The sequence below is a fragment of the Sphingomonas nostoxanthinifaciens genome, from assembly GCF_019930585.1.
GTDB lineage: Bacteria > Pseudomonadota > Alphaproteobacteria > Sphingomonadales > Sphingomonadaceae > Sphingomonas_I > Sphingomonas_I nostoxanthinifaciens.
In genome coordinates, this window is the sequence record NZ_CP082839.1 from 1354844 (window position 1) to 1372087 (window position 17244).

13 protein-coding genes are annotated in these 17244 nt (G+C 65.3%); 6 read left to right on the forward strand and 7 right to left on the reverse strand.

Annotated elements, in window-relative coordinates:
* Positions 1-302: 302 nt before the first annotated feature.
* From K8P63_RS06550 to K8P63_RS06560, 3 genes are read right to left on the reverse strand one after another with little or no spacing between them, the layout of a single operon-like run.
* Entirely contained in the window at positions 303-1301 is a 999-nt protein-coding gene (locus K8P63_RS06550) for a phospholipase C/P1 nuclease family protein (RefSeq protein WP_223799010.1), read from the reverse strand.
* Between the two features lie 28 nt (positions 1302-1329).
* Complete coding sequence (locus K8P63_RS06555; protein WP_223799011.1) at positions 1330-2448, reverse strand: YdcF family protein; 1119 nt, start codon at positions 2446-2448, stop codon at positions 1330-1332.
* A 17-nt stretch (positions 2449-2465) separates the two neighbouring features.
* Positions 2466-4988, reverse strand: a complete 2523-nt coding sequence (locus K8P63_RS06560) for a TonB-dependent receptor (RefSeq protein WP_223799012.1) — start codon at positions 4986-4988, stop codon at positions 2466-2468.
* A gap of 130 nt (positions 4989-5118) precedes the next feature.
* Between K8P63_RS06560 and K8P63_RS06565 the strand changes: the two genes are divergently transcribed.
* Together K8P63_RS06565 and K8P63_RS06570 are read left to right on the forward strand one after the other, a co-directional pair.
* Entirely contained in the window at positions 5119-6249 is a 1131-nt protein-coding gene (locus K8P63_RS06565; RefSeq protein ID WP_223799013.1) for an ROK family protein, read from the forward strand.
* A gap of 65 nt (positions 6250-6314) precedes the next feature.
* Positions 6315-7646: an MFS transporter gene (locus K8P63_RS06570; protein WP_223799014.1), complete on the forward strand. Its 1332-nt coding sequence runs from the start codon at positions 6315-6317 to the stop codon at positions 7644-7646.
* A 33-nt stretch (positions 7647-7679) separates the two neighbouring features.
* Here the strand turns inward: K8P63_RS06570 and K8P63_RS06575 are convergent, their stop codons facing one another.
* Positions 7680-8900 (reverse strand): acyltransferase family protein, encoded by a 1221-nt coding sequence (locus K8P63_RS06575; protein ID WP_223799015.1) that lies wholly within the window; start codon positions 8898-8900, stop codon positions 7680-7682.
* Positions 8901-8923: 23 nt separating this feature from the next.
* Here K8P63_RS06575 and K8P63_RS06580 point away from each other — a divergent pair, with 23 nt between their 5' ends.
* Positions 8924-9868, forward strand: coding sequence for a bifunctional helix-turn-helix transcriptional regulator/GNAT family N-acetyltransferase (locus K8P63_RS06580; RefSeq protein WP_223799016.1), 945 nt, complete (start codon positions 8924-8926; stop codon positions 9866-9868).
* 230 nt (positions 9869-10098) lie between these two features.
* Here the strand turns inward: K8P63_RS06580 and K8P63_RS06585 are convergent, their stop codons facing one another.
* The 3 genes from K8P63_RS06585 to K8P63_RS06595 all read right to left on the reverse strand — a co-directional run bounded on the left by K8P63_RS06585 (position 10099) and on the right by K8P63_RS06595 (position 13119).
* Positions 10099-10941: a MipA/OmpV family protein gene (locus K8P63_RS06585; RefSeq protein ID WP_223799017.1), complete on the reverse strand. Its 843-nt coding sequence runs from the start codon at positions 10939-10941 to the stop codon at positions 10099-10101.
* A gap of 175 nt (positions 10942-11116) precedes the next feature.
* On the reverse strand, positions 11117-11881 hold the full coding sequence (locus tag K8P63_RS06590; protein ID WP_223799018.1) for a COG4705 family protein: 765 nt from the start codon (positions 11879-11881) through the stop codon (positions 11117-11119).
* Positions 11878-13119, reverse strand: coding sequence for a glycosyltransferase (locus K8P63_RS06595; protein WP_223799019.1), 1242 nt, complete (start codon positions 13117-13119; stop codon positions 11878-11880). The genes K8P63_RS06590 and K8P63_RS06595 overlap by 4 nt, the downstream gene beginning before the upstream one ends.
* A 271-nt stretch (positions 13120-13390) precedes the next feature.
* Between K8P63_RS06595 and K8P63_RS06600 the strand changes: the two genes are divergently transcribed.
* The 3 genes from K8P63_RS06600 to K8P63_RS06610 all read left to right on the forward strand — a co-directional run bounded on the left by K8P63_RS06600 (position 13391) and on the right by K8P63_RS06610 (position 17193).
* Positions 13391-13918 carry a sigma-70 family RNA polymerase sigma factor gene (locus K8P63_RS06600; RefSeq protein WP_223799020.1) on the forward strand — a complete coding sequence of 176 codons (528 nt, stop codon included), beginning with the start codon at positions 13391-13393 and terminating at the stop codon, positions 13916-13918.
* 82 nt (positions 13919-14000) lie between these two features.
* Positions 14001-14969, forward strand: a complete 969-nt coding sequence (locus tag K8P63_RS06605; RefSeq protein WP_223799021.1) for a FecR family protein — start codon at positions 14001-14003, stop codon at positions 14967-14969.
* A complete protein-coding gene (locus tag K8P63_RS06610) occupies positions 14944-17193 on the forward strand; it encodes a TonB-dependent receptor (protein WP_223799022.1) in 2250 nt (749 codons plus the stop codon). The genes K8P63_RS06605 and K8P63_RS06610 overlap by 26 nt, the downstream gene beginning before the upstream one ends.
* Positions 17194-17244: the final 51 nt, after the last annotated feature.

Sequence of the window (17244 nt, forward strand, 5' to 3'; positions counted from 1 at the left end):
GCCGATCGCTATCGTCGATCGCACGGCGGCGCATCGTGGTCAGCAAAGTTGGCGATTTCTTCCAGACGCACCGAACGCCGAATGGTGAAGGCAAAAGCTGCGGCAACGGTCGCCTTCCCGCTGATGATCGTCTGATTCAACCACATCGCGATTGCGGTGCATTGGGTATCAAGCAGGCGGCGAGATGCGTGTCCAAAGATCGTTGAAGGTGATGGCGTCGAAGAAGGCGTTGGCCTCGACCATTACACCGCACTCCATGCGGATTGCGCTGGCGATCGAGGTGGCAGCGCCCGGGACGAGCGCTAGTTATGATTGACGGGCGGCGGGGCGGAGCCGGTCGTCGGGTCAAAGCCGGGCGTTCGTGGATCGATCGGATTGGGCGCGCCTTCGACCTTGGGCTGCGCGGATTCGATCCAAGCGCGTGCGATAAGGTCGCGCAGCATCGATGCTCCCGCGCCGGTTTGCGCGTAGACGAGCGCGCGCGCGTCGGTATCCGCCTGGCTTGCGAAGGCGCCGCGCTTGTCGAGCCGGTACACGGTTTCCATCTGATCGCCGGCCTCATCCAGATAGGCGAGCACCGCGTCGAACAGGTCGCCGCGCTCATGCGTCAAAGGCGTCATATGCCGACCGATGTCATTCTCGGTCAGGCCGATCAGCCGGACGTAATCCGTCTCGAAGCGGCCATGGATGCTGCCGTCGGTCGTGTAATCGTGCGGATTGGCACCCTGCCAACCGTCGCTGTTCATTGAATCGTGCAGCGGCTGCGATCCGTCGCCGACATAGTGACCGAGCCGGACGACGTCGAATGCGCACGTCTGCTCGAGGAACCTGGCATCCTGCTTAGCGCCTGTCGCACGCGCCGCCCGAAGCTGGCGCATATCCGCGACCACATGGCCATATTGCTCCATCACCGCAAACGGAAGCGTGCCCGTCCAGCGGACGTTGGTCCGTGCGGCCAGCGCCGGGTCAACGGGCGCGAGCCGCTGGTTCTCGCGATAAAGCGCGAGGATGAACGCGTAACGCGACCGCGGAATGGGCTTCAGGAACGCAAAACGCTCGCGAAACCAGCCGTGATTGGGATCTTCCTCGATCTTGGAGAACGGCTCGGAGGCATTGCGCCAACCATCGGGAATCGTCGACGACGCCGCGATATAATCCGCATAGGCGCGCAGGAACGTCGGGCCATCCGCAGGCAGCGCGGCGATCGCCGCACGGTCGATGGCGGCGTGCGCCTGATGCCCCCAGGCGAGGGCAGGTGCGGCGGCCATCGCCAAGGCGAGAGCGAAGACACGCTTGATCATCGATGCGGTCATCCTTGCTTGGCGATGGTCAGGGGTCGAGCGGGTCCATCGGATCGACCCGCAGCGACAATGCCGACGGCTGGAACTCCAACTCGGTGGGCGACAGGCGGGCGCCGACCCGTCCCGGCTGATAGCCCAGTTCGTGTTGGTTGCGCTGGGCGAACACCACGCCTTCGATGTAGCGGCTCTGGTCCGGGTTGGTGGAGATCAGCGCGGGGCGGTCAAGCGGCGCACCCAGCGCCGCCAGCCGACGCGTGGCGTTGCGCAGGTTGGTGGTGGTGTGCCGGGCATAGGGCTCGACCAAGATCGCGTTCTCGGGCACGCCGAACCGCTCGGCCAGCGCGTGCGCCATTTCGATCGCCTCCGCATGGCGGGTGCCGCGCGGATGGACGGTGCCCCCCGAGAACAGGATGAATGGAGCCCGACCCTCGCGCCACAGCTTCGCCGCCATGCGGACGTTGAGCTTGCCCAGCGCGCTGAGCGGCGTGGCGGGGTCTTCGGGGCCGATGCCCGGCACGATGATCGCGGTGTAGCGGTAATGCGCCCAGTCGAGCGTCTTTGCGCGTGCCATGGCGGCGGCGTTGAAGCGTGCGTCGAGCGGCTCGAACGCGATCGCCTCGTCGCGATCATTGGCATCGAGCAACGCGAGCGCCAGCCCGATGCTGGGGTCGAGCGCGGTCGTCGGATCGTCGCGGCCCGCCTCGGCCATCGATACCGCCGCGGCGGCGTTTGCGGCGATCTGCTGGGGATCCGGTCCGTCGATCTTCGGGTAGCGGGCCGGGGCGCCCTGGCCATAGACGCCGATCACCGCGTTGATCCCGCCGATCTCGCGCATCACCCCGGCCGGGGCGCCGTCGTCGGGCGCGGCGTGGCTGCCGCTCCGGCTGGCGGCCTGTGCAATGGTGTCGCGCTCTTCGTCGGTCCAGCGGGCAGCCTGGAGCACGCAAGGTGCCTGCCCCGCGCAGGCCGCGATGCGTTGGCGTCGTGCCGTCAGCATCGTCGCGACCGGCCCCTCCCGACCGCTTTGCGGCCATGCCGAAAGCAGCGGGAAGAGGCGGGCGGCGAGCGCCGCCATCGCACGATCCGGCACGACGGCGGCTCCAGCCGGAGCCGCCGCAATCGCCAGCACGGCACAGCCCGCAATCACGCGGGCACGCGCCTCGCCTACCACGACTTGGTCAGCACGAAGCGGAAGTTGCGCCCGAAGAGCGGACGGCCATAGACCGCCACCGCCGTGCCCTGCCCAAAGGCATCGCTGCGGGTGTTGCCTTCGGTCAGGCCGTGATTGTTGGTGATGTTATCGCCGACCACCTGAAACTGCCACGTGCCGCGGGTATAGTTGAAGCCTGCGCCGACCGTCTGATAGGCGGGCAGCTCGGTCGTGTTCAGGAAGTCGACATATTCGCGTCCGACGAAATTCAACGTTCCATAGACATCGAACTTATTTTGGCCGCTTTCGAAGTGAAACTTCGGCATGACATGTCCGTAGAGCTTGGGCTCGCGAACGATCTGCTTGCCCGAAACGGCGATGGTCTGCGACGGACTGTTCGGGTTGTAGAGGTTATTATACTCCGGCTGAGCGAACGTGATCGCGCCGCTCACCGAGAACCAGCGCACCGGTTCGACGTTCGCGTCGATCTCGACACCCTTGCTGACCGCCTTGCCGATGAACGGGACGTTCGTCGTATATTGCGTCGTCGGATCGGGGTAGGAGCCGTTCAGCGGATTGAACTTGGTATAATATCCGGTCGCGTAGAGATAGTTGCGGCCGAACGACGCCTTGATCCCGACCTCATATTCGTCGGCCTTGGTATAGGTCGGCGTCGGGCTGACGTTGAAGGCCGTGCCCGCCGTGGGCGGCACTTCCACATGGCTGGCGCGGCCATATGCGCCGAAATGCCGGCTGAAATCATAGTTCAGCCCCACCGTCCAATTGGTGACTTGCGGCGACAGCCGGAACTGATTGGCGGCGCCCGTCAACGCCGAGACCGTGTTGGCCAGCGTGCCGACCAACGCGGTGTTCGTCACCGTCTTGGTATAGTCCTCGTAGCCGTTATAGCTGTACCATTCATGGCGGATGCCGCCGTCGAGGCGCAGCCCGCGCGTGATTTCCCAAGTGTCGTTGGCGTAGACCGCGATCATCTTCGCGTCGACATTTCCGATGCCCAGCGCGTTGGTGTTCGGCAGCGCGCCGTTGTTGGTCACCTTACCCAGCACCGTGCCGTTCGCCGAATAGGCAACCAGATCGAGCGTCGAAGGCTGGCCCTGCACCTGGATCAGATATTGCTGGTACAGCTGATTCTGCGTGTTGCCGTAGAAGGAGGTGTAGGCACCGACCTTGACGTCGTGCGAGCCGAAGCCGGTGTCGAACTTGTGCGTGATGCTGAGATCGCCCTGCACCGAATAAAAGCTCGAGTCCGCGGCACGATATTGTGCGGGCATCACCAGGCCCGATTGCGACGCGGGATTATAGGCCGTGTTCGTTCCGGAATAGACGTAGCCGAGGTGATCGACCGCGCCGAAGGCCTTGGTCGCCGCTGCCAGATAGCTGTTGGCAAAGGTTGTGGCGTTGCTCGGGTTGGTGGTCGAGTAGAGCGCGTCGAACGTGTCCTTGCCCTTGGTCGCGCCGCCCTTGAAGCTGACCAGCCAGCCGTCGAAATCACCCTGATACTGAATGCCGACATTGCCGTAGACCATGTGCCGGCCGTTCGCGAGATCGCGGTTCTCGCTCCGCATCACGCCATTGGCATCCTGATAGCTCAGCGTCACGTCGCGGAACGCCGGCGAGTTCATCGTGCCGGTGAAGTAATTCAGCCAGGGATTGAGCGACTGCGCCGGGTTCTGCGGATTGGCGATCGGGATCGGCAGATAGAAGACGTTGTGATCGTTCAGGTAATTGGCCGTGACCTTCACGAAGCCGTTGCTGAAATTATGCTTGATGTTGGCGCGGATCTGGCCGCCGCGATCGTTCGGGAAGCCGTTGTCGCGATAGCCGTCGCTGTAACGCAGGAAGCCGCCGATTGCGTAATAGGTGTCGTGGCCGAGCGGGCCGGACTGCATCACGTCGCCGCGATACATCCCGATATCACCGAACGTCAGCTGCGCCTTGCCGCGCGACTGATCGGTGCCGCTGACCGTGATGTTGTTGACGATGCCCGCCGCTTCCGATGCGTAGATCGGCGCGGGGCCGCCCTGTACCACCTCGACCCGCTCGGTCATGAGGTCGTAGCGGTTCATCCCGTCGCCGGAGTTGAAGAAATAGCCGTCGACCTCGTGATAGAGCGGCAGGCCGTCCTGCTGGAAGATCAGCATGCCGCGATCGGTCGGAATGCCGCGCAGGCGGGTGATATTCTGCACCTCGCCGCCGGTGGTCTCGACATGGATGCCGGGCAGATCGCCGAGCAGGTCGGCGAAGCTCTTGGGCGCCAGCAGCTTCACGTCGTCCTGCGACAGCGAGTTGATCTCGTACGACACATCGAAGCGGCGCTGCGCGCGCGCCGAACCGGTGACGATGATATCGTTGCCGGCCCCGCCGGTCGTGCCGTCAGGCGCGGCCGTTGCCGGCGCATCGGCCGCAACGGTGATGGACGGCTCGGAGCCCGGCACCGCCTGTGCCTGGGCCGGAGCGGCGGCGACAAGCGCCAGAACGGCCACGGCGCAGCCGCCGGCCAGAGTGGTTTTCAGCATGACGTTCCCCTTGCGGCATCGGTTTCGGACGCTCGCCCTGTCGCTAGGCACGGAAAATGACGATTTTAATTATTTATTTAAAAATTAAATCGGTCTGGTAATGATGATGCGTGTTGAGGGGGAGGGGGACATGAGAGGTCGCGCAGGACGCGCCACGCTGCAGTTGGACGACGAAGAGAAGAGCGTGATGCGCTGCCTCCGCCTGTCCGGTCCAGCCTCGCGATCGGCCCTCGCGAGCGCGCTCAAGATGAGCCCGGCAAAGCTTACCAAGCTCTCCCAACGCCTGCTCGCACTGGGGGTCGTCGAGGAAGCCGACGGCGTCGGCGCGCACGGGCGGGGACGGCCGGTCGTCCCGCTTCGCATTGCATCAACCGGCGGCTACGCGGCTGGAATAACCGCGCACAAGGGTGTTCTGGACCTGGTCTTGGCCGACTATGCCGGCCACGTCATCGCGCAGTCGGCCGAACCGTTTCACGATCGTGATCCAAAGGCGTTGTGCCGCGCGGCCCGCGCCCGGCTGCTGGACATGATCGACCGCCACGATCTGGTCGGCGGGCGGCTGCTGGGCGCCGGACTGGGCATGCCGGGCCTCGCCTCCTCGGCCGACGGCGAGCGCTGGCGGACGGTGCCCGACCTGTGGGGTGCCGACGACGTGCCGATCCGCGCCATGATGGAGGATGCGCTCGCGCTGCCGGTCTGGATCGAGAATGATGCCACCGCCACCGCGCTCGCCGAATATTATGCCGGCGGCCTCACGGACGGTTGCTCGACCATGGTGGCGATCCTGCTCGGCCACGGCATTGGCGCCGGCGTCATCGTCGATGGACGGCTGCTGCGCGGGGCGATGCGCAACGCCGGCGACATCGGTATCTTCTACCCAACCGACCGACCCCGACCGTCGCCGATCGACCTTCTCTCTGTACTCAGGGCGGATGGCTGCGCGATCGAGTCGGTGGCCGATTTCGGCACGAAGGCGTCACAGCACCAGCCGGTGGTGAATGCGTGGCTGGTGCGCGCGGCCGACCAGCTTCGGCTCGTGATCGAAAGCGCGCTCGCCTGGTTCGATCCCGATCGCATCATCCTCTCCGGTCCCCTCCCGCGCCCGTTGATGGTGCAGCTGGCCGATCGGCTGAATGCCGCCGGCATCTGGCGAGGGCCCTGTTCGATGTTCATGCCCGAAGTCGCCGCTTCCCGGCTGGGCGGAGGCGCCATCGCGCTGGGCGCCGCCCTGCTGCCGATCCACGCCACCATCGCGCTGTGACATAGCCCGACAGATGTAACACTGACCGCGTACCGGCGTGGCGAAGCCAAGCAGGACGGACGCGAGTGGCACATGGTATCGCATATCGCCGTTCGATGGCGCAGGCTGGCGGCAGCCGCGCCAGTGATGCGGTGGCGCTCCCCTATGTCGTCGCGCATTACGGCAAGAGCCTGCTCTGGTGCGCCAGCGAGTCACTGTTCGCGTTTCTCCTGACCGAACTCGCGCACCTGTCGCCGCTGGCGGTCGGCTGGGTGCTGGCGGGAACCTTCCTGTTGAGCGGCGGGCTGGACATCTGCGTCGGCGGCGCGCTGCGGCACCGAATGTCGACGGCGGCAGCGTGCGCCCGGCTCCAGTTGGGCGGCGCGGTCGTCAGCGCGCTGGCGATGGTCATGCTGTTCAGCGTGCCGGCGCTGCACCTGACGGCGCCGCTCGCTGTGGCCACGGCCTCGATCATCCTGTTTCGGACGGCCTATGCGTTCGTCGACATTCCGCAGAACGCGATGTTGAGCCTGCTGGGCAATAACGACGCACGGACGTCGCTGGCATCGGCCCGGCTGGTCGCAAGCGGCCTCGGTGCCCTGACCGTCGCCGCGTCGGTCGCGGCGCTCGTGTACAGTTCCGACGCGGACCGGCCGAGGCTTTTGATCCTGTTTTCGTCGGTCATCGCGCTGGTGACGATCGCGTCGAGCGCGCATTTGCGGCGCAGGGTGCTGGCTGGCGCGGCCGCACCGGCGCAGGCATCGGCGCCCGCGCCGGCCACAGTCGCGCGGCGGCTCCCCATCGCGGCATGGCGGCTGATCCTGCTGATGCTCGTCGCCAATTTCGCGGCGCCGGTATTCGGGAAGATCCTGCCTTATTATGCCGATTACCAGCTCCGCGATCCGCTACTGGGGTCGAGCGCCATCTCGCTCCTGTCGCTGGGCGGCGTGGTGGGGCCGCGCGTCTGGTACATTCTGCTGCGCGGCCGCTCGGCCGATACGCACGTGGCGATGTCCAGCCTCGCGGTGGCGGTAGCGGCGGCACTGTTCGGGCTGTCCGACTGGGCCGGAAGTGCGGCGCTGGTGCCCGCCGCTGGCCTGTTGGGGCTGAGCGCCGGTGGCCTCGGCATGTCGATCTGGTCGGCCTTCGGGCTGGTGATCGCTGAAGCAGGTCGCGGCTGGGAGGGGCTCGCTTATGGTCTGCTCACCGCCGCTGCCAAGACGGCATTGGCATTGGACGCGATCGGCATGGGCTGGCTGATGTCCAACCCCTCCTTCCGCGAACCGTCCAGCCCGCGTCTGCTGCTCTATATGACGATTCCTCCGATCGTCGCCGGTATTGCCGTGGCCGTGCTGATCCTGCTTTGGCGTGGCTCCTCGAGAAAGACGGCGACGGCGCTCGACCAGGAACGCGGCTAGACAAACACTCGGCCTGCCTTGGTTCTCTTGCAGTCAGGCCGGCAGCAGGCTCGTGAGCTCGGTCGCGCTGCCCTTTTGTCGCAGGCGGGCGAGCAGCGGTTGTTCGACATAGAGGTGCGCGAGAAATCCTGCAGCGGTGCCGGCCGCGATCAACGTCACGCAGAGCATGTCGCTTCCCGCCGTGCCTGCCCAGGGCCAGACCTTGGGCAGCAGCATCATGACCGGCCAATGCGTGAGATAGATCGCATAGGAGGCGTCGCCCAGGCGCACCCAGAGATTGGCCGCCCGCAGGCGATCGGGACGCGCGATCGATCCGGCAAGCAGCATTGCGCTCGGCAGCCCCCATAGAAAGACACGCGCGACGCTTGTCTCGCCGGATATGGCAACTTCCGGCGCGCTGGAGAAGCTGAAGCCGACGAAGGCCGAATAGAGCAACGGCGCCATGCCGACCGCCACCAGCAGCGGTGCGTGGCGTATCACCATCGGCCGGCGCGCGATCTGGAGGGCGACCAGTCCCAGTGCGAACTCCAAGAGCATGGGATTGAGCGCGATTCCAAGCATCGGCATCGCGATAGGCTGGCTGAGCGCGCCGACGAGGGCGCAGAGCAACAGCACCGCCACAACTGCGTCGGTTCGTACCGGCTTTGGGAGGCAGAGGGCCGTCCCGACGATCATGTAGAAATAGAGTTCGAATGCCAGCGTCCAGCCCGCCGGCGGCATCGGCAGTGCGATGGCGCCGAAGTCGAACAGCGGCAGGATGGTCACGCTGTTGGCAAGCCGCGCGATCGGAAGCGGCTCGCGCAGCAACAGGCTCAAGGCGATGGTGACGATGGCGGAAAGCCAGAAGAGCGGCACCACCCGCCGGAAGCGCGCGCGAAGAAATCGACCCGGCGCAAGGTCATGGCTGAGCGCCATGCCCATCACCGCACCGCTGATTACGAAGAACATATCCACGCCCAGGGCGCCGAAACTGTTGTCGGGAACCAGCACGCCGATGAGACCCATGGGCCTGTGCAGCAATCGCAGCGTGTTCCGCGCGTGCAGGATGACGACGAGCAACGCCGCCACGCCTCTCAACGCTTGAACGCACTTGTCCTTGTTGCCCTGCCTGGTCACCGCGCCCTCTTGCGCCGGCTCTGGTGCAAACCGGGTTAAGCCGCTTGGGCGGCGCAAGTTGCGCGGCAGGCCGCCGCGCAGTCCACCTGGTCCCGATTTTGACGTTGCGGTCAATTTACATAGCATGTTATATAACAAGTTATGCAGATGAGGGATGCGACATGCGTGACGCGCTTGCGCTGGAAGGCGCGGTGATGCTGGGTAGCCGGCTGAAGCGATTGGCCGAACGGCTGCAGACCGGGGCCGAGCGGATCGCGGTGGATTGCGGGCTGCCCATGCAGCCCAGTCAGATGCCCTTGCTGACCGCGCTATATCGTCGCGGGCCTATGACCGTCGGCGACGCCGTGCAGGTCTTGGGGGTCAGCCAGCCTGCGGTGACCCGGATCCTTTCGCGACTGGTCGAGATGGGGCTGGTCGAGACCAGCCGCGACGCGCGCGATCAGCGAAGCAAGACCCTGTCGCTCAGCCCTGCCGGCCTCGACGCGATGCAATTGGCGACGACCGTGCTGTGGCCACGCGTGCGCGCCGCCGTCGGCGAACTCTGCGACGTCCCCGCGCTGCTCGATCTGATCGAGACGACCGAGCGCGCGCTGGCCGATCAGCCCCTGGATCAACGGCCGCGCGGCGGCCTCGCGATCCGGCGCTTTACCGACGCGCTGGCCGAGGATTTCTACAGCATCAACGCCGAATGGATCGAGACCATGTATCGGCTCGAGCAGACCGACATCGACGTGCTCCGCAATCCGCGCGAGCGCATCATCGGGCCGGGCGGCGACATCCTGTTCGTCGAGGATCCGCAACTCGGGATCGTCGGCACGTGCGCGCTGCAGAAGATGGGCGAACGTCAGTTCGAGCTGACGAAGATGGGCGTGCTCGACAAGGCACGCGGCAGGAAGGCTGGCGAGTTCCTGCTCGAAGCGATCATCGCGCGCGCTCATGCATTGGGATGCGATCGGCTCTATCTGCTCAGCAATGCCAAGAGCGCGGCGGCGATCTACCTCTATGAGAAGCTGGGCTTCGTCCATGACGCCGGGATCATGGAGGAATTTGGCAGGCGCTATGAGCGGTGCAACGTCGCGATGCTCTACCGCCCGCCAGCCGGGTAACGCCTGCAACGCTCGCGGCTCATCATCCCTGCAACAGAGGCGCGGGGAGAGGGGAGGACCAGGGGTGCCCTCCGACGTCGTTCGGCCGGTCGCATCCGGCCCCCTCTTTCCGCCCTCATGATACGAGTTCGGGGCGAACGGGGCACCTCTCGGGGCGGTTTGAGCGCTGCCGGAGTGCTGGTAGCGAGCGAACCGCCGTCGCCTGCCGAGCAGTCGGCACGGCGATCAGGCTAAAAGGAATAGCTGACGCCGGCCGCGAAGAGCCCGAAGCTCTTCGACCCGTTCTTGACGATCGGGCTCTTGGATGCATCGCCGACGTAGGTGCCGCCTTGCACGCGACCGACGAGGCCCCAATGTCGCGACAACTCGTAGCCTCCGGTGATACCACCCGAGACCTCGCTCAGGCCGCCGCCCGGCCGGTAGCTGGCAAGCCCCGAAGCCGCGGCTTCCGCGTCGGTGATGCCGAAATACGTCCTGTTCTGCTTTGCGCTGTCGATCTTCGTGCTCAGATCGAGATTTACGAAACCGCGCTCCTGGCGGATGAGAACATAGTTCAGGCTGGGCTCGAATGAAAATCCACGGGACGATTTGACGTCCTGAAGGAACTTCGCCGACACCAGCAAGCGCCCCTGTCCACTTTCGTTTCCGCCAAAGCGATAGCCGACGAACGCACCGACATTCTCGCTGGTGCTTATCGGGTTCAACAGCTTGATGACCCCGACGGCATCGCTGTTCGTTCGTGAACTGGACAGGCCGAACAGCGGGCCATATTCGAAATGGCTGTCGCCGCCGAAGTTCACCTTCAGTGTCGTGCCGACGACGCCGAGTTCGACGCCGTGATACTTTACGTCGATCAGGCCGAACGGCATCGGCTTGTACTGTTTGGCGCCATCATATCTGGGCGCTTCGGCCCCACCGATCGCCACGATGCCATGGAAGCCGCTACCGCTGCCCTCACCGGTGTCGACCAAGGGCGCCGGAACGTTGGCTGCAGTCGAATTGTCCAGCGACTGCGCAAGCGCCGGGCCGGCGCCGCACATCAGCAATGTCGGGATGAACAGGGTCGACTTCATAGCGTTTTCCAGCCTCGTTCGAGTCAATTGCGGACGAGAGACGGCGCGCTGTCTCGGCACCCCAGCTTAAAGTTCCGAAAATCGAAACTTTTATTCGGGACTTGAGGAGGACTTCCACGATGGCCTGACGGTCGATAGATCGACCAACCTCTGCTTTCCTATTTCATCGCCGGGATCAGCGTTTGCTTCCGGCCCGCACTGTCGCAGCGTTCTGCCTCTCGCGTTCATAGACCCGCGGCATCCAGAGCATGAGGAGCGCTGCCAGCACGGTACCCAATATGGACGCGCTGACGAGGAGGCCGATCAAGAACGCCACGGCGTCGCCGACGTTCGTTCCCCACCACCGAACCGCGACGATCATGATCCAGTATGAGGTGGTGCTGACCCATCTCAGGCGGGCACGCGCGCCAAGCAGCGCGATGACCGTGAGGCTGGCCAGCCCGGCCGAGATCGGCACGCTCGTCGTGACCGGACCGAAGGCATGGCCGAGGCCGTCCCCGATGATCGTGCCGAGCGCGCCCGCGGTCAGCATCGTGAACCAGTAGAATCCGTTCGTCGGCGGCATCGCGTCCGCCGCAATCTTCGGCACGAAGGTGCGATGCACGATGACGAGTATTGCAAACAGGGCAGTCAGTGCGGCCGCGACGGGGCCGTATCGCGAATGCACTCCGCCAATGGCGAAGTCGGCCACGTTCGTCGCTGCCGCCCGGACGATCAGAATGGCGATCCAGTAGAAAGCCTCGGATCCTCGTTTGCTGAACCGTTCGACCAGGACGAGGATCGCGAACAGCGCCGCCAAGATCGCCAAGCCGACAACCGCGCCGACCTTGAGGACGTCAGGAAAAATGTCCCCGAGATTGGTGCCGCACATGCTGGCGATCAGAAGCGCGGTCCAATATCGGGGGCCGACGCTTGGGGTGGTCCTCAATCGCATGTTCATTGCCCCTCCAGATGAGTCACGAGCTTGGCCGCCTCCGGGCGCCATCGCGCGCCATCGGCCCCCGCCGGCGCCCGAGCCGGAGACAGCGGCGCATTTGAAGGCCGTTCCGCGGAGACCTCATCCCCGGCGTGAATGGCGCGAAACAACTGAAGGTAGCGCGCCGCAGCCGTCTCGACGGAATAGAGTTGCGCCTGCCGTCGGCTCGCTTCGTGGTTCGTGATCTCGCGCGCTGCCCTGAGCATCGCGCGCGCGAGAGTCCCCGGATCGCAGGCGTCGACGATGAGGCCCAGCCGTCCACCGTCCAGAAGATCGGCGATGCCGGTCGAGCAATTGGTCGCGACGATCGGTATGCCAGCCGCCAATGCTTCAACCAGTGCTGCCGGCACGCCCTCATAAAGCGAGGGAAGGACAAAAACGTCGGCGGTAGCCAGCGCCGTCGCCGGATTGCAGAAGCCGGGCAGACGAACCTGATCATCAAGCCCCAGCGCGCGGATCTGGCGCTCGAGGGCTCCCCTGCATGACCCCTCGCCCAGAATTTCGAGCCGGTCGTCCGGGCCGGCGATGGATGCGAAGGCGTCGATGAGCGCCCGCAGATTCTTCTGCGGGGCGAGGCGCCCGACCGTCAGATAGCGCGTGCCGCGAGCGGGCTCGTACTGTCTGCGACGCAGGGCGTGAAGGTCGTCCACCTGGCGAGACGGGATCGCCGCATCATACATGATCCGCACACGCTCGGGCGCGATCCTGAGGTTATGCTCGATCTCCTCGCGGGCGCCGTCCGAAAGGCCGACGAATATATCGAGGCACAGGCCCTGAAGCCAAAGCCAGATGCCGTAGGCGAACCTCAGGAGCGGATGCATGTCGCGCCGCCGGAGATCGTTGCTGACCTTCACGACGATCTTCGGGCATTGCCGGCGAAGAAGCAGGCGTAGCACGACGGCGACGATGGAATAGGTGTTGCCCGGACAGAAGACGATGTCGGGCCGATGTCGCCGAACGATCGCGGGTAGTTGGGCAATCATCCAGATCGTCTTGAAATATCGCCCCAGCAGTAATGGGGGTTTCAGGGTTTCGTGCAGCGGCAGATCGTCGCGCTCCGACAAGGCGCCGGCGCTTTGCCCGACAATTACCTTCGTCCTTGCGCCCTGATCCTGCCAGGATCTTGCAAGCCTGAGCGCGGAGACCTCCACGCCGCCTGGTTCGAAATCATGAAGGAATACCAGAATTTTGGGCTGCGCCATCTTCCGCCTCGTGGTTCTGGCCGGCTGACGGCGTGGCGGTGCAGAACCTCAGGTCGTGCAGGGCCGCCCGATGCGATTTGGGCTTCTGGAAAAAAAGAATTTCCGGGAACTGCGGTAGCCGGCCCCGCGCGGCGTCCTCGGCGGATTGTGGTCGAAGGCGAGCTCTCAATGTCTACCCTCTGGCGCAGGTGGCGCTGATGTGCCCGGCCCCCTTTTCCGAAGGCCATCGCATGGCCGCGCATCCGATGGGACATGTTCGCCGATGGAATGCGTGAGCGGGCGGCAGCGCGATGTCGCGGGGCTTGAAGCGATCCTCATCAATGATCGCCAGAGGTTCATCCGCTTCTTCAAGAGCCGGACGCGGGATGCCGTCGAGGCGGAGGAGGTCGTTCAGGAGATTCACCTAAGAATTCAGCGCGTGCCTGCAGAGCCGATCGCAGACCCCGCAGCCTATATCTATCGTGTCGGCCTCAATATCGTGATCGATCGGGCGCGCGAGCGGTCGCGACGCCGCCGACGCGAGGAAGAGTGGAGCGCGCTGTCGATATCGGCGATCGGCGCGTTCGCCGTCGATGGCCGCCCCTCTCCGCACATGGACCTCGAAGCAAGACAACGCGCGCAGCAGCTTGCGAGGGCGATCGACGCGCTGCCAGCAGGCGCAGGCCGAGCCTTCCGGCTGCACAAGCTCGACGGCTTGAGCCATGCGGAGGTGGCCGCAGAGATGAAGATTTCGCGCAGTGGCGTCGAAAAGCATATCGCCGTGGCTTTTCGGCATCTCGCAAAAGCGCTGGAAGAATAACCGATGACAACTGGGGTTCTGCACGCGAGGTGCCGTCTTAATCGAACGGAACAAGGGGCCGTGGCGCGGCAGGACGATTCACATGCGAGCTAAGGTTTCAGACGGGGCGTATGAGGAGGCCGCGGCGTGGCATGCGAAGCTCGCCCGGCCGGACGCGGATTTCGACGCCTTCGCCGATTGGCTCGATGCCGATGAGGGGCATCAACCGGCATATGACGCCATCGCACTCATCGCGTCGGACGTCGACCGATATGCCGAGCAGATCGACGCCGCCCTCCCGTCCAACGACCTCGCCCTGGATCCCTCACCCCGCCGCCTTGCGTGGCGGCCGTGGGCGGCCACTTGTGCCGCCGCGAGCGCGGCAGCGGCGGCCTTTCTGTTCACGATGCCGTCGACGACTGTATCTCGCCCCGAACCCGTCATCATCGCGACCGGCCCGGCCAAGGGGAGGACGGTCGTCCTGAAGGACGGCAGCTCCATCATGCTCGATCGAAACACCCGCATCGCAATGGTCGAGGGATCGGAGCGGACCGTCCGCCTCGATCGCGGCGCTGCCTTCTTCGACGTGAAGCACGATGCCGCGCGGCCATTCACGGTCAACCTGGATTCCTACCGGATCCGAGATCTCGGAACCCGGTTCGGCGTGGAGCGGCAGGCGCGCCAGTTTTCGGTGGCCGTCGAATCGGGACTTGTCGACGTCGCCTATCAGGATGGCGCGCCTGCTTCGCTCGGCCCGGGCCAGCGGCTGGAGACGGCCAGCGCCGAGGCCGCCGTGGAGATAAGCAAGGTCGGGGTCGGGACCGTCTCGAGTTGGCGCGATGGCAGGCTCGAATATGACAATACGCCGCTCCGCCAGGTTGCGGCGGACGTGTCGCGATATATTCCTGAACCGATCGTCGTCGATCCGGCGGTTGCCGATCTCAGGCTGTCGGGGGTGTTGGTGATTGGGGACGGTTCGCATCTTGTCGATCAGATACAATCGCTCCTTCCCGTTATGGCGCTGCATCGGAACCACGGCATCCGCTTTGTGGGCGTTCGCGGCACCCGTTGACCGTGTCGAGGCAGCGCCGATCCGGGTGGATGTCCCCGCGGGCCGCTTCCGGGAGTCGCTTTCGATCCTGGCGGGCCAAGCCCATATTTCCATCGGTACGTCGGGCGCTTTGCCTTCCCTGCGCACGCCCGCCGTCCGCGGCACGATGGAGCCGGGTGACGCGCTGAACGCCCTCCTGGCCGGATCCGCATGGCAGGCGGTGCCAGCCACCACGGCGACCTGGTCGCTGGTCCGTCGCGCTCGGCGGGACAGGAAGAAGCCGGTGGCGGAGCCCGCTTCGCCGGTCGACGACGACATCCTCGTCAGCGCCACCAAACGCGATGAGCAGCTTGGTTCGGCGCCGGCGTCCGTCACGATCATCGGCGGCGCCCAGATGGTGGCCGGGTCCGCCGCGCGGGGATCGAGCGACTTCACGAGCCAAACCGAAGGCGCCTTTTCAACCAACATGGGGCCCGGCCGGGACCGGATCTTCCTGCGCGGCGTGGCCGACAGCCCCTTCAACGGGCCGACCCAGTCGACGGTGGGGCTCTTCCTCGACGATGCGCGGGTCAATTACGCCATGCCGGACCCCGACCTGCGCCTGACCGACATCGATCGGATCGAGATCCTTCGAGGGCCGCAAGGGTCGCTCTACGGCACCGGATCGCTGGGGGGCATCGTCCGGATTGTGACGACCCGACCCGACGTGAACGCCTGGTCGGGCATGAGCGCGGTCGAAGTGTCGTCGGTCGCGCACAGCACGCAGGGCGGGGCGCTCGAAGATGTCCTGAACGCGCCGATCGTCGCGGGAAAGCTCGCGGTTCGCGCCGTGGCCTATGGGGATATCACGCCGGGATGGATCGACGACGCCGGGCGCGGCGAGACCGACGTCAATCGCGTGAGCAGGGTTGGCGGCAGGATCGATCTCCGCTGGTTGCCGGCATCGGCATGGACGGTCGATCTGTCCGGTGCGCTCCAGGAATTGCGCGCCCGCGACAGCCAATATGCTGTCGCTTCGCTTTCCCGGTCGACCGCGCTGGCCGAGCCGCACCGCAACCATTTCGTCCTGGCGCGCGCGGATGTCCGCGGCACCATCGGTGCGCTCGATTTCCTGTCGACCAGTGCCTACGAGCATAATCAGGTGCTGAGTCGATTTGACACCGGCGCGACGCCCCCCGTCGCCTATGACGAGGCACGCCGCCTCACGCTGTTCAGTGAGGAGGCGCGACTGAGCGATCCCCGCGCCCGACGCCCGTGGGTGGCAGGAATCTCGGTGGTCGATGCCATCAACCGGACGATGGGCACGTTCACGTCGGCAAGCCAGCCCACGCAGGTCGCGCGTGACGAATATAGCCGGTCGCTCGAGGCTGCGATCTTCGGCGAGATTACCCAACCGCTCGGCCCTGCATGGGATCTGACGCTCGGTCTGCGCGCCTACCATGCCAGCAATAGGAACGAGAGCGCGCTGCCCGCCCTGCTCGTCAACAAGAAGACGGGCGCGACCCCGAGTGCGGTGCTCGCGTGGCATCCGGCCGAGGGCCGACTGGTCTGGTTGCGGTACGCAAGCGCGGTACGCCCCGGAGGGCTGAGCCAGGACAGCAGCGGCGCCAATGCGGTCTTCCGATCCGACGTTCTCAAGAGCCTCGAACTGGGTGGCAGATTCTCGTTCCTGGACGGCCGCCTCACGCTGAACGGAGCGCTGTTCGGCCTGAGCTGGCAGCATTTGCAGAGCGATATCATCGGCACCGACGGCCTCATCGTCACCATCAATGCCGGGAACGCCACGAACTACGGCCTGGAGCTGGGCTCCACGTTCAAGCTGGCGGCGTTCACGTTCAGTGCGGGGCTTACCCAGCAACGGGGGCGGCTCAAATCGAGCACGATCACCGGCGGGTTGGACTCGCGGCTTCCGGTCCTGCCGGATATTTCGGCGCACAGCCGCGTGTCCTGGCAAAGGCAGTATAGAACGTTCGGCGCCGACGCTTATTTGAGCGCCAGTTATCTCGGGTCCAGCCGCTTGAGCTTCGATCCCTCGCTCGATCGAACGACGCCCTCTCACTTCGACGTCGATGCAGGAGCGGGGCTTTCGCGCGACAGCTGGCGCCTCTCGATCGGCATTTCCAACATCCTCAACACCAAGGACGACACCTTCTCGTTCGGTAATCCATTCACGATCCGGCAGGCCGACCAGCACACGCCGTACCAGCCGCGCACTGCGACGCTGCGGTTCGAACGCCACTTCTGACCGGCGACGCCGCTCCGGCTGAACATGGTGATTTGTCTCAGCCCGGCTGGG

What these genes read in the sequence shown, in the direction of transcription:
- K8P63_RS06550 (WP_223799010.1), bottom strand. Translation starts at nt 1,301, where the DNA reads ATGATCAAGCGTGTCTTCGCTCTCGCCTTGGCGATGGCCGCCGCACCT.
- K8P63_RS06560 (WP_223799012.1), bottom strand. Translation starts at nt 4,988, where the DNA reads ATGCTGAAAACCACTCTGGCCGGCGGCTGCGCCGTGGCCGTTCTGGCG.
- K8P63_RS06565 (WP_223799013.1), top strand. Translation starts at nt 5,119, where the DNA reads ATGAGAGGTCGCGCAGGACGCGCCACGCTGCAGTTGGACGACGAAGAG.
- K8P63_RS06580 (WP_223799016.1), top strand. Translation starts at nt 8,924, where the DNA reads ATGCGTGACGCGCTTGCGCTGGAAGGCGCGGTGATGCTGGGTAGCCGG.
- K8P63_RS06585 (WP_223799017.1), bottom strand. Translation starts at nt 10,941, where the DNA reads ATGAAGTCGACCCTGTTCATCCCGACATTGCTGATGTGCGGCGCCGGC.
- K8P63_RS06590 (WP_223799018.1), bottom strand. Translation starts at nt 11,881, where the DNA reads ATGAACATGCGATTGAGGACCACCCCAAGCGTCGGCCCCCGATATTGG.
- K8P63_RS06595 (WP_223799019.1), bottom strand. Translation starts at nt 13,119, where the DNA reads ATGGCGCAGCCCAAAATTCTGGTATTCCTTCATGATTTCGAACCAGGC.
- K8P63_RS06605 (WP_223799021.1), top strand. Translation starts at nt 14,001, where the DNA reads ATGCGAGCTAAGGTTTCAGACGGGGCGTATGAGGAGGCCGCGGCGTGG.